Genomic DNA, 12,178 nt, shown 5'->3' with positions numbered 1-12,178 from the left:
TTTGCCGGGACCGTTTAACAACAGCACCACAGCCACTGGTGTTGGGGCTGCATCGACGATTCCAGTCAGCGATATCTCCAACGATTTGAATTCAGTCACCCCTCTGCCTGCTGATTTGGAGGGGGCCTTGAATCCTCCTGGTGAGTCGCCGACAGGGGGCAGCACCGTGGGTAATGCGGGCGATCAGAGCGCTCCGGCTCCAGCCCCTGGGGATTCTGAAAACACCCCCACCCCGGTCAACTTTGTGATCACGCCTGAAATTTCGGTGATTGAGCGGGTTGACCAAAGCCGCACTGAAATCGGTAACATTACGGGGGCCACGTTTGGTACCAACAATGTGCGTCTGGTTTATCAGATAGTGGTGCGCAACATTGGGATCGAGGATTTACGAAATGTTGTCCTCAATAATGACTTTAGACCCACCTTCGGCACCAGTGGTATTGGTGGTACTAACGACTTCAACATCGTTACACCCCCCACATTGGTCACGGCTGGGGGCGGTGTGACCACGGTGCCCGTTAACGCTAGCTTTGATGGCAGCGGCGATTTGCGTCTGGCCGGTGATCCAGCGGATCCCACCAGCACGTTGAATGTGGGTGAGTTTGCCGTTTACGAAATTACGGTTGACGTTAATACTGCGGGTAATAATGTCGCCCCCAATTTACCTGGGCCATTTGATAACCAGACGACGACTGACGGCATTGGTGTGATATCTGGGGAGCCGACATCGGATCTTTCCAACGATATCAATCCCTTCCCGAGTGATTCCACCACCCCCGATCCCGTCGCTAGTGATCCGAATGGCAACCTAGAGGCGAATGAACCGGAGGAGAACATTGAAACTCCTGTGCTTTTGGGGGCCGATCTGCGGATTGTGAAGCGCATTACTCGGGTTACTAGGGCCGGTACTAACCTGGCGCTACCGGGTATCAATGACTTCACTAATCAGCCTGGCACCGAGGATGACGATACCTTAGCCAACTTGGCAGGTAATAGCTTACCGCTGGGTCTGTTTGAGGTGGATAACCCACTACAGTCTGGGGATGTGGTGGAGTATACGGTCTACTTCTTTAATGCCGGGGTGGCCCAGGCTGCCAATGTGGAAATATGTGACGAGTTGCAGGTGCCGAGTGTTCTGCAGCCAGCGAGTCTAGAGTTGGCCTCGCCCCAGCTGCTTTCTACCCTAGGCACTAATCTTACCTTTGCTGCTGGTAGCCCGTTGTTATTCCCCCAAGCACCTTTAGCCTCTCTGGTAGAATCCTGTCCTTCCTTCCCTGGTACCTTCCCCTCGGGGACACCAACGGGTGGCCTAGGCGTTGGCGCTGGTGGAGGTGTGGTGGCTGGTGGTCCTAACCTTGGCCTGAATGTTGATGCTAGTGAGGTGGGTGCATTCCGCTTTACGGTGACTATTCCATAGGCACTGATCAGACTCTGACCGGACTCTGATTTGATTTAACTTTGCAATGTTAAGGTGGGCTAGAAATTCTAGTCCACCTTTTTTTATCGCTTTACGTCCGTAGTTCACGTCATGAGTTCATGCCAAGCAGCCATCATCCACATTAATGCCGTGTTACAAAATCCTGATTCTGCTTGACACCAGCTCCAACAAGGCGTTCAAGAATACCTCGCCCAAATGGAGTCTGTGGATTTAGCATTACAACAAGCATTGTTAAGCAGAACCGGTTAACGTAGCCTCTGTATTTACTAAAAGACTAAAAGTTATTTGCTAAAAGCTAGTCGAGCACCTCATTCCCATGATCCAATCAGGAGAGCCGCCAATTTTTATCGTCGGTATGCCCCGGTCGGGAACCACGCTGTTAACCACCATCCTCTCGGCCCATCCCCGCATTGCCGTTTCTCCAGAGAGCCACTTTCTAACCTATTGGGTCCCCACCTATGGTCATTTAAAGTTAGATCAGCCCGGGGAATTTCAACAGTTTTGGCAAGTCTTGAGCCAAAGTCAGCGATTCTCCTACTTTGATATAGAACCAGATACCACCCTAACTAACATCTTGGCCAAGGGATCTCCTAGCCATGGCACTCTCTTTGCCGGATGGTTAGAAACCTATGCTCAACGTTGTCATAAGCCCCGCTGGGGAGAAAAGACACCGCTGCACTATCAACATTTAGCAAAGCTGTTAGAGTGGTTTCCCCAGGCCCAAGTGTTATGGATGTTACGAGATCCGAGGGCGGTGACCGCATCGCTGTTAAACATGACCTGGGCCAGTAACTATGTCCATGTCCATGCCGAACAATGGCACCAAAGTACCCAACTCTATGAACAAAATTGGCACTCTGATCCACGGGTAAAACTGGTGCGCTACGAAGACTTAGTGCACCAGCCGGAATCAGTCCTTGAGGGGATTTTTGAGTTTCTTAATGAGGACTATCCTAGGGGGGTGTGGACCCAGCGTTCGACCCAAACCATGCCCATTGTCAATCGGGAGGGGTGGGCCTTAGCCCATTTAAACCAGGCACTTCAGCCCCTGGAGACTAGGGCGGTTGACAAGTGGAAACAGCAGCTGTGGCCACACCATGTCGCAATTGTGAACAGTGTGACAAATAGGTTACAACAGCAGTACGGATATACCGACGAACCTTACCAGGCCCTATCGCCTGGGGCGGTGGGACTGCTAAAAGTGGCAAAACTGCGCTGTCGGCTAGATTGCAAGCTGATGGTATGGCGCACAAAATTGTTGGGGCCTTCGTCTCGGCGAGCCCAGGACATTGGTGCTATGGCCAAAATAAAAAAACAGGATAACAGATCCAGATAACAGGTTCAGCTATCTGACCAGATTGGAAACAATATAATGGAACTACTTCCCATAAAAAATCCCCATTTAAAAATTAGACAAACGGTTCACTATCTGTTGCATCGTCCCCCCTTGAGCCCGGTGCGGTTTGTTCTGTTTGGTCGAGGTCGTTCCGGCACCACCGTTTTGGTTAGCCTGTTGGACAGTGTCAAATCAATTCAGTGTGATGGAGAGATCTTGAGCCGCCCGGTGCTCCTGCCCCAGCTTTATGTGCAGAGCTGCTGCGCCAAGGCGTCAACGGAGGCCTACGGTTGCAAAATCCTAAGCTATCACATTCGAGATGTGCAGCCGCTGCTGCGACGGCGGCATTTTTTACACCAGCTGGACAAAGTTGGCTTTAAGATCATTCATCTACAACGGCGCAATCTCTTTTACCATGCCCTTTCGAATCTTAAGGCACGGGTTTCTGGGTACTATCAGAAAAAGACCGATGCCCCGGCTAAATCTAGGGTAATTACGGTAAGACCGGAAAGTATGCTGGATTGGATGCAGCGGAGTGAACGGCTGGCAACCTATGAGCTGGAGTTGCTAAAGGGTTTAGAGGTTCTCCCATTAACCTATGAGGAGCATATCCAAGACAGCTCGCAACATCAGCCAACGGTGGATCAGATTTGTAACTTTCTGGGGGTGGCCCCATCGCCGGTCACCAGTGCCTATCAAAAACAGTCATCGGGGCGGTGGCAGGATGCGATCGCAAATCATCAAGAACTCACCGATTTTTTTGCCAAGACTCCCTACGCCCACTACCTTGAAGATAGTTAAACCAATTTTTAGGTCTATTCTTCGGTTTACCCATGGGTTCCTGTCGCAGTCTGGTTATTGTTCAAGTTCCCCCCTATCCCCCGACCGGCGGCGTGGCGTTGCGAAACTGGCAAACCCTCAACCTACTCAAACACCAGGGAGAAGTGGCTATCTTCTCCATCTATAAAGGCTCCGATCGGGCCGCCCAGGAACTTACCCAACAGGGATTTAAGTTAGCCCATTACGACATTGCCAGCCCCCAGCGCCCATGGACTGAAAAAGTTAAAAATCGGTTGGGATACCTGCGGTCCGACGGTTACAGTTATGCTGATTGGCTCTATACGGCCGACGCGGCTAAGGCCCTAGGCCAGCTGGTGGAAACATTTCAGCCCAGCCTAATGGTGTTTGAAGAGCTGTGGCTATACCCCTATCTCCAGGTAGTCAAAAACCACCCCTGCGCCATCGTTTTAGATAACCACAACATTGAAGGCAATAAGGAAGACTACCGCCTACCCCGCCGCACGTTACGCCAAATTCGGCACATTGAACAGACCTTTATCCAACGAGCCGATCAAACCTGGGTGTGCAGTCCCGTAGATGCAGACCAAATCCGGCAGCTTTATGGCATCAGCCATGGAGTGAAGGTGATTCCCAATGGATTACAGGCCGAATTTTATCGGCAGGTTAATCCCCCGGCCAGTCAAAACCATTCCCCCAAGGAGCCGCACCATCTCCTATTTCTGGGGAAGTTTTCTTATTACCCCAATGAAGAAGCCGCCCTCATCCTGATCCAAGAAATTTACCCCGCCCTCAAACGACGCTATCCCGACAGTCAGCTCTGGCTAGTGGGCCGTGACCCCACGGCGGCTATGGCAACAGCCGCCAAGCTCCACAACAACATCCACATCACCGGCATGGTGCCCGATGTGCGACCCTATTTAAACCGGGCCAGTGCCATGGTGGTTCCCCTCCGCCAGGGAGGGGGGACGCGGTTAAAAATTTTAGAAGCCTTTGCCAGCTATTGCCCCGTGGTGAGTACCGCCAAGGGGGCCGAAGGCCTGGGGGTAAAAGACAACCATCACCTTTGGCTGGGGGAAACGGCAGCCCAAATGGTGGAGAAGGTGGACTATCTCTGGCAAAATCCAGCCTTGGATAAACAAATCACAGCCCATGCCTACGATTTGTTTATCCACACCTATGCTTGGGCCGCGGTGGAGCCATCGATCGCATCAGCGGTGGCGGATTTACATTCCCAGCGCCATGCCTAGTATGCTGGTGAGGCCAAAAAAACCATTCCCAGATACCCATCCCCCACCCAAATCGTGGATCACGTTAACTAAGCAATGTCTGGACAGCAGGCAGTAGTTTGGCGTAGACATCCCGGTGCATTTGCGGGGAGGGATAGTAAATATTGGGGGCTAAGGACTGTCCCCCATAGGTTTTCAGTGGTTGGGGTAAGCCAGACTGCCCCACATATTCGACATAGCAATCGCTGTGGGGTTTTAGCTGATCGACCATGGCCTGATTCACCAGGTGGGGAAAATCTCCCAGGAACTGTTCCACCCGAGTTTCATTGCGCCGTCGCCACAGTCCCAGCTTGCCCTGGGACATCTGCTCAAGCCAGCGGTTAATGCGTCTGGGCCAGAGGGGGGGATAGATCTCCTGATAGGCGGGAGAACGTACGGAAAACCATAGCAGCACCGTGGGCACGTGAATTTTCTCCAGTAGTTCCACCATGGCGGTGACATAGTTATGGCGGGTCTCAGCCAACAGCTGTTGGAGAAAGGTAGGGTCTAGGCCCCGCTCATCTCGACCACTGACCAACTCGTAAAAAATGACATTGGCGGTGGTTTTTTTGCCATTGCTGCGGCGCAGGCCGGAACGACCACCCCGGGTGGATTCAAAGACGGAATTACTAATACTGCGTCCGGACATTACCTGGACGACGGCGAGCTTGGCCTGATTGATTAGCTCCAACGCCGCCGGATTTTGTAAATAGTATTGGGGGCCTTTACCCCCGGAGGCCAAATTCAAAGTTCCTAACTGGAGTTGTTGACCCAGGAGGGTGGGAAATGGCTCGTGGCAGTAGCGGCCAAAGGTTTGGGCGGCCCCTAAATAGGCAATGTAATCGGGCTGGGTTAAGGCTGGGCCCCGCAGGTCTAGGCCCTGTAGGCTATACATGTCATAGTTGATAATCTCAATGTCCCAATCCTGATAAAACTTACCCATACCCGCTTGTACCCGTTAGTTGGTTGCCGTTAGTTGGTTGCCGTTAGTTGGTTGCGTTAGTTGGTTGCGTTAGTTGGTAGTTAGCCGGAAACTCCCATGACCTGCGCCATTATTCCTCATTTCTCTTGACAATATTGTTCCACCACCTCGTCGTAAATCGTCTCTAGCTGGCGGGTATTTTTCTGGAGGTCAAAGTTAGCGGCCACATGGGCCTGTCCGGCTAGGGCAAATTTTTGTCGCAGTTCCCCATCGGCCAATAGTCGGAGCAAATGCTGGGTGAGCTGGGCTGTGTCTTTTTCCGGGGCGAGTAGGCCGGTCTCTCCATGCAGGACGGCTTCAGGGATGCCTCCAGTGGCAAAGCTCACCACGGGCAGCCCCATGGCCTGGGCCTCGGCAAAGACCATGCCAAAGCCCTCAGCATCCCCTGAACGGGCGATGATGCTGGGCACGCAAAACACCTGGGCTCGGTTCATCCAGTGGTATACCTGGTCCGGGGGCTGTTGGCCTAAAAACTGCACCCGGACTGGGAGCTGATCCGCCAGGGTTTGGAGGTGCGATCGCAAATTCCCCGCCCCAATTATCACCAGCGTTACCTCCGGCCGCTGACGCTGCACCGCCGCCATGGCCCGCACTAGATACTCACCCCCTTTTTTCTCCACCAGTCGCCCCACAAACAACACCATGGGCTCTCTCTGGCCCACCCTGGGGTGAAACCGCTGTCGATCGATACCAATATAGTGCACAAGAATTTTGTCAGCAGCGGCTCCCCTCAGCAGCAGTTGACTCCGAATAAACTGGGAGACAGCCACCAGTCTGTCGGCCTTCCCTAGGGCCAGATCTCGTTTCCGCAGCAGCAGTGCCCGAAAAAAATCCCCTTTTCCCCGCACGGTTCCCCAGGCAGGCGTATCCCAAGTGGCGTCATACCCATGAAATGTGACCACCAGAGGAATGTTCAACCGTTGGCACAGGGGCTGCACCATCCCCCCATCACTGCCAAAATGGGCATGAACTAACGTGGGCTGCTGCTGCTGGAGTAGACGGATCCATTGGGGAGGGGAAATACCCCCAAACTTATACCCCACCTTCCAAAGACGGCCCCAGGCAGAACTGATCTTTGATGTGTCCCCTAAACTATTCCCCAACCCGTCCCCTAAGCTATCCCTTGGCCTGTTCCGTAAACTATCCCCTAAAACAAGGGTTTTCTGCCCAGCCAAATGCTCCGCCCCCTCAGGCAGGCGACTGGTGCCAACATAGACAGCCCCATAGCGACACAGACTTCCCCCCTGGGCCGGAATAAACGTTTCCGAATAGGGTAAAAGTTGATCACGATAGATGAGAACCGTGGGCATGGGGAGGGAGGACCGTTTTCTTTTCCAACTCACTGTTCAGCTCACTTTTGCTTCCCTGGGAGCCGGTTACCCTGGGGGCAACCCTGCCACTCCCAGAATAATGAGGCCCCATGAGGCTCCGCCGCCAAGCATAAAACGGACTGAGTAAGCTACTCATTAACAACTGCAGCTCAGCTGCAGCCACCACATCTTGCCGTAGGTGCCGATGGTGCTTGATCAGATGCAGCAAAAGCTTACGACCGTCATTGCCCATAAATAAAAGGATTAACAACGGTCGCTTCCAAAGGGGAATGCCTACCATGCGGGTGGCATACTTACTCAAACCAATCCCATGGAAAAAACGCAGTAAATAAGCCTGCTCAAATCGCCAGCTGGGGATCTGATGGTCAATGTGCATCAGCGGATTAAACCATATCTCCCAGCCCGCCTTCTTTAAGTAAAGCAAGGCTTCCACATCTTCTCCCTTACAGCTCAGAGAGTTCCCCACCGGACCCCGTAGGGTTAAAGAAGAGGGCACATGGTCTAACCAAGCCTGACGTAAAATGACCAAGCCAGCGCCGGGGGGCACCAAATTACTCATGGCCCGCCACCCCGACGTAAAACAAACCACTTCGTCCCGCTCCACTACGGGAATAAAGGGGGCAATCCGCTCAAAATTGGCCGGGGGCTGGGTCTCATAGTTGGGGTGAACTTGACTGCCAAATGCTGCCGCCTGAGGATGAATGCGACCAAAGTCATAGGCAGACTGCACCCAGTGAAGATCGGGGATATTGTCATCATCCAAAAAACCAATCCAAGTTCCCTGGGCCTCCAGAATCGCTCGACGGCGGGCAAAAGAAGCACCCTGACAAGGCTCTAGTACGTATTTCAGGGGACAAACGGTCCATCTCTGCTGATACTCGTGGACCATATCAGCCGTTCCATCAACGCTGTTATTGTCGATGATGAGCACTTCCCACAGGACACTGTCAGCGATAATCTGAGCTCTGAGAGCCTCTAAAATCTTTGGTAATACCGCAGCACCGTTGTAAAGACGAATAGCAACTGAAAAATCAACCATGGATTAAGTAACGCTATAACCGCCTGGATACTTGCCGGGAAACACTATCTGGGACAACTCCACTAAAATCACAAATCACACCTAAACTGTAGGTAAAACCCCCTACGTTATGGTTTTACATTTCCTAAACTGTAGCTCAGCACACTCTTTAAACTATTACCTACTTGGCCTAGGGATGACAATGGGCAATCCCTGATAATACCTAAGATAGCACTCGATTTTTATCCATTGGCCGTAGCATTGCCCTACAAGGAAAGCGGGCTAAGGGTTATACCCCGTAAGCACCAAGCTGATAAAATTTCAAAAATTTACAACTTCATTAAGTGATTGCCCACAGGGTATCCAGATTGGCGTGGATGGGCGTCCCTCAATGTTACCAAAATTCATCCTAGACCCCCTCGGCCACGGCTGGGCAATACCTATAGATTGGCTATTGACGTGTCACATTGGCGCTATCAATCAACCCGACTAGGGATAGGCATTGTTCTCACCGAGTACCAACTCAAAGCGGGACGTTTTCCCAGATAGTATTCAGAAGTCAGGAATCATGACCTCACTGGCTTCTGGCCCTGATTCTCCACCTAGCCAGGATTTTCCAGCTTAATTTGATACCCCTATCTTTAGATAGATAAATGAAAGCAAAATAAACCAAGTCCAGGTTGAGAACCCTAGTTCTGGCAAACCCTGCGGGAGGCAATCCACACCCCCAGCCCTTCTCCTGGAAGGACTTTGACGCCCCATCTCCAGAGGAGACGGGGCGTCATCAAAGTCCCTCTCCCCTCGGGAGAGGGATTTAGGGTGAGGGAAACGCCTCTGGCTATAACTCGGTGCCTAACTACCAACGCCTCTCCCCTCGGGAGAGGGATTTAGGGTGAGGGAAACTCCAGGTTTCGAGCTAGACAAGGTTTAGGTGAATAAAAGGACCTAAAAAAAGAAGTTCCTGGATTGACTCCAGGAACTTCTTTTTTTTAAGAGGTGTCTCAGCTGATTCTTTAATCAACCGAGAACGCTCCTAGGCCAATGTTTTTTTGTTCATGCTGTACTTACCACCACGACCACGATACCACTCACTAGTACGGGCACCAGCGGATAAGATATTAGACACACGATTACGTGCTTTCAAGAAAGTTGCCTTAGGCATATCGCTCTTGAAAATTGATTCCATCACATCAGCAATTTTGAAGGCTTCATCGGGCTGAGCCTTCAGAATGTTAGCAACAACATCGGGCAAAGGTGACTTGCGGAACGGATCTTGAACGTAGCGCTGCCAGTTAGGAGACTTGCCACCACGGGGCTTTCGAGCCATCTTTTCGATCGGCTCTGCCTTGACCTTAGCCACCTTAGCCTTCGGTTCTGCCTTGACCTTAGCTACCTTAGCCTTTGGTTCTGCCTTTGGTTCTGCCTTTGGCTCTGCCTTTGGCTTGGCCTCTGCTGCTGCCTTAGCCACACCGGGCTTACGTCCACGGCGTTTGCCTACTTTTTTAACAACAGGCTCGGGCTCAGACTCAGGCTCTTCGCTGACAGCGATACTAGCAACCGCATTGGTTAAAATTTCGGTCACATTGGCCGCAACACCGTTGCTGCTACCAGATGACTGAAACATATCAATAACAGTCTTGAGACCTTCGCGCTTCTTTTCTGTGGCGGAAAGCTGACCGCTTAGTTCCTCAATTTGAGAAGCAAGCTGGGATTCAACTTCCTTGAGCTGAGCAAGGACAGTATTTGCCATATCGGGTTAAACCTCACTTTGTTGCAATGAATGGAGCGATGTTCGAGAAAGAAAATCTCGTTGGTCTTTTAATTCTACAAATATATAGCACTAATTCAACAAGTTTTTAACACCAAAAAGATACCCAAGTGCAAAAAAGTAATATCACTAGAAGTATTTTTGCCTGTCAACAACCGAGAAATATTAGAGCTAAGTTGACCAAGCCAGGGTTGACTCTTGGCGTTTAACCATTAAAACAGTGTTGCCAAACAAAGCCTGAAGTCTTCTGTTATCAAAGGCTCTAGCCGAAACACCCTGTGAAGGAGGGCGCTCATTGACGACCTGTGAAGGGATCAAGAAGTCCCTTCATAGACAGATCGACTACATCCATCGGCATGATTATTTACTAAAAAAAAAATCAGAAATTTGTTCGAATTCTATGGGTACAACAGTGAAAACTGTTAACAATTGTCTAAGTCTTTCCTTTTAAAACAACAAAAGTAGTTCACGTGAACTACTTTTGTTGTTTTGCCATGGGCCATGGATAACGTTATCCCCAACGGGTGGAGGATAAATCGGGGGGAACATCCTGTAGACGTCCTGGGCCAATCGCTTTAATCGCTTCAGGCAGGGCAACATCACCGGTATACAAGGCTTTTCCCACAATCACGCCACTCACTCCCAACGGAGCCACCCCCAACAGACTCAGTAAGTCCCCCATGGAACTCACCCCTCCCGAGGCAATGACAGGGGTATCAATTTTGCCAGCTAATTCCCTTAAGGCTTCTAAATTGGGGCCTTTAAGGGTGCCGTCCCGCTTAATGTCGGTGTAGATGATGGCAGCAGCTCCTAGCTCTCCCATACGGCGAGCCAGATCGTCTGCCATCACCGTAGATGTCTCGATCCAGCCTCGGGTGGCAACTCTGCCATCCCGGGCATCAATGCCAACAAAGATGCGACCGGGAAACTCGGTGCTGAGTTCTCCCACTAGCTCGGGGTTCTCAACGGCAACAGTCCCTAGAATGGCGTACTGTACCCCCAAATTAAACAGCTCTTTGACTCGGTTGCGATCGCGCAACCCCCCCCCCACCTGGACTGGCACATCCACCGCCTGAACAATTTGAGTAATCGCCTGCCAGTTCTCCGGTTTGCCGGCCTTAGCTCCGTCTAAATCCACCAGGTGAATCCGAGTAGCTCCCTGCTCAGCCCAGCGGCGAGCAACAGCCACCGGATCGTCATCAAAGACCTGGGATTGTTCATAGTCTCCTTGAAATAGACGAACACAGCGGCCGCCGAGTAAATCAATGGCAGGGATCACGTCCATGGTTAGAATTCACCATTATATAAGGGTGGGCAATGGTTCCCAATTGTACAGAAAAAGGTGATAGAACCCACTAGCCTGCAAATGGCCTATAAATTCTCCGTGATGTGATCTAACAACCGTGAGATCTGGTGGCGATCCGCAGCTCCTGGGCTCTGGGCCAAGTAGGTTTCTAGGTCACTGCGGGCGGCCAACAGGTTTTGTAACTGGTAGTGGATTAGGCCACGATCGCGGCTGTTTCCAGGCTGCTGGGGAAATAGTAGTAGTAAATAATTGAGAATCGTGAGGGTATGGGGTAAATCGCGTCGATTTAGGTAAATTAGCTTCAAATTATTCAGTAGGCGAGCCAATAGGGATTTGGCGGAGATGGGGGTAAGATAGTCGGCTTTCCAGCCAGCCTTAGTCCCATATAGACCCTGGAAAATAGTCTGACAATCTGGTTCAAACAGGACCTCTCCCCGATTAAACGGGTCCACATACACCGCCATCTCCTCTATGGTGGGACAGATTAAAAAATGTCCCGGCATCCCCACCCCCACCATGGGAAAGTCCAACCGCTGAGCCACTTCTAAATACACCAGGGCCAAGGTGATGGGAATGCCCACCCGTCTTTCTAAGACCCGATTGAGATAGCTATTGTCGGGATCGTAGTAGTCAATTTGGTTACCCCTAAAGCCAAGTTCTGTGTAGAGCTGGTGGTTGATGGCCTGGATTGTTTTGAGGGGATAGGTGGAAATATTGGGTTTAATGGCGGCGGCCATGTGGTCTAGCTGTTGGTAGCACACCGCAGGGTCGCAGTCAGGGTACATCTCCTGGGCCGGACACAGGGCTGCGGCCGCCAGATTTAGGGTGGGTTGGGTGATGAGATGACGAAACCGCTGTTGGGCCTGGGAGAAGCTCAGGGGCATGGGGCTGAACGGTAGGTGTGAACGATAAATGGCCAGAGACTAGATGACC

10 protein-coding genes are annotated in these 12,178 nt (G+C 51.5%); 4 read left to right on the top strand and 6 right to left on the bottom strand.

The features are described from left to right. Position 1 precedes the first annotated feature (1 nt). The 4 genes from VB741_RS01820 to VB741_RS01805 all read left to right on the top strand — a co-directional run bounded on the left by VB741_RS01820 (position 2) and on the right by VB741_RS01805 (position 4,822). Complete coding sequence (locus VB741_RS01820; protein ID WP_323363430.1) at positions 2-1,417, top strand: hypothetical protein; 1,416 nt, start codon at positions 2-4, stop codon at positions 1,415-1,417. Between the two features lie 337 nt (positions 1,418-1,754). Further along, a complete protein-coding gene (locus tag VB741_RS01815) occupies positions 1,755-2,774 on the top strand; it encodes a sulfotransferase family protein (RefSeq protein ID WP_323363429.1) in 1,020 nt (339 codons plus the stop codon). A gap of 36 nt (positions 2,775-2,810) precedes the next feature. Continuing rightward, positions 2,811-3,575, top strand: coding sequence for a hypothetical protein (locus tag VB741_RS01810; RefSeq protein WP_323363428.1), 765 nt, complete (start codon positions 2,811-2,813; stop codon positions 3,573-3,575). Between the two features lie 32 nt (positions 3,576-3,607). Continuing rightward, positions 3,608-4,822: a glycosyltransferase family 4 protein gene (locus VB741_RS01805; protein WP_323363427.1), complete on the top strand. Its 1,215-nt coding sequence runs from the start codon at positions 3,608-3,610 to the stop codon at positions 4,820-4,822. 64 nt (positions 4,823-4,886) lie between these two features. Here VB741_RS01805 and VB741_RS01800 read toward each other — a convergent pair whose 3' ends face one another. The 6 genes from VB741_RS01800 to VB741_RS01775 all read right to left on the bottom strand — a co-directional run bounded on the left by VB741_RS01800 (position 4,887) and on the right by VB741_RS01775 (position 12,129). Then, positions 4,887-5,783 carry a DUF6473 family protein gene (locus VB741_RS01800; RefSeq protein WP_323363426.1) on the bottom strand — a complete coding sequence of 299 codons (897 nt, stop codon included), beginning with the start codon at positions 5,781-5,783 and terminating at the stop codon, positions 4,887-4,889. A gap of 116 nt (positions 5,784-5,899) precedes the next feature. Beyond that, on the bottom strand, positions 5,900-7,132 hold the full coding sequence (locus VB741_RS01795) for a glycosyltransferase (RefSeq protein ID WP_323363425.1): 1,233 nt from the start codon (positions 7,130-7,132) through the stop codon (positions 5,900-5,902). Next, positions 7,107-8,192 (bottom strand): hormogonium polysaccharide biosynthesis glycosyltransferase HpsE, encoded by a 1,086-nt coding sequence (gene hpsE, locus VB741_RS01790; protein WP_323363424.1) that lies wholly within the window; start codon positions 8,190-8,192, stop codon positions 7,107-7,109. The genes VB741_RS01795 and hpsE overlap by 26 nt, the downstream gene beginning before the upstream one ends. 1,012 nt (positions 8,193-9,204) lie before the next feature. After that, the gene (locus VB741_RS01785) at positions 9,205-9,921 is read right to left on the bottom strand and encodes a hypothetical protein (RefSeq protein ID WP_323363423.1); all 717 of its coding nucleotides are present in this window, start codon (positions 9,919-9,921) and stop codon (positions 9,205-9,207) included. A 529-nt stretch (positions 9,922-10,450) separates the two neighbouring features. Then, positions 10,451-11,224, bottom strand: a complete 774-nt coding sequence (gene hisA, locus VB741_RS01780; protein WP_323363422.1) for a 1-(5-phosphoribosyl)-5-[(5-phosphoribosylamino)methylideneamino]imidazole-4-carboxamide isomerase — start codon at positions 11,222-11,224, stop codon at positions 10,451-10,453. Between the two features lie 86 nt (positions 11,225-11,310). Beyond that, positions 11,311-12,129 (bottom strand): SirB1 family protein, encoded by an 819-nt coding sequence (locus VB741_RS01775; protein WP_323363421.1) that lies wholly within the window; start codon positions 12,127-12,129, stop codon positions 11,311-11,313. Positions 12,130-12,178: the final 49 nt, after the last annotated feature.

Source organism: Leptothoe sp. PORK10 BA2 (assembly GCF_034932105.1).
Classification (GTDB): Bacteria; Cyanobacteriota; Cyanobacteriia; order Phormidesmidales; family Phormidesmidaceae; genus Leptothoe.
The sequence above is the reverse complement of the archived record's forward strand: the minus strand, read 5'-3'. Positions and strand labels throughout refer to the sequence as shown.

Excerpts from the sequence above, each read along its gene's own strand:
- VB741_RS01815 (WP_323363429.1), top strand. The coding sequence starts at position 1,755 with ATGATCCAATCAGGAGAGCCGCCAATTTTTATCGTCGGTATGCCCCGG.
- VB741_RS01810 (WP_323363428.1), top strand. The coding sequence starts at position 2,811 with ATGGAACTACTTCCCATAAAAAATCCCCATTTAAAAATTAGACAAACG.
- VB741_RS01805 (WP_323363427.1), top strand. The coding sequence starts at position 3,608 with ATGGGTTCCTGTCGCAGTCTGGTTATTGTTCAAGTTCCCCCCTATCCC.
- VB741_RS01800 (WP_323363426.1), bottom strand. The coding sequence starts at position 5,783 with ATGGGTAAGTTTTATCAGGATTGGGACATTGAGATTATCAACTATGAC.
- VB741_RS01795 (WP_323363425.1), bottom strand. The coding sequence starts at position 7,132 with ATGCCCACGGTTCTCATCTATCGTGATCAACTTTTACCCTATTCGGAA.
- hpsE (WP_323363424.1), bottom strand. The coding sequence starts at position 8,192 with ATGGTTGATTTTTCAGTTGCTATTCGTCTTTACAACGGTGCTGCGGTA.
- VB741_RS01785 (WP_323363423.1), bottom strand. The coding sequence starts at position 9,921 with ATGGCAAATACTGTCCTTGCTCAGCTCAAGGAAGTTGAATCCCAGCTT.
- hisA (WP_323363422.1), bottom strand. The coding sequence starts at position 11,224 with ATGGACGTGATCCCTGCCATTGATTTACTCGGCGGCCGCTGTGTTCGT.
- VB741_RS01775 (WP_323363421.1), bottom strand. The coding sequence starts at position 12,129 with ATGCCCCTGAGCTTCTCCCAGGCCCAACAGCGGTTTCGTCATCTCATC.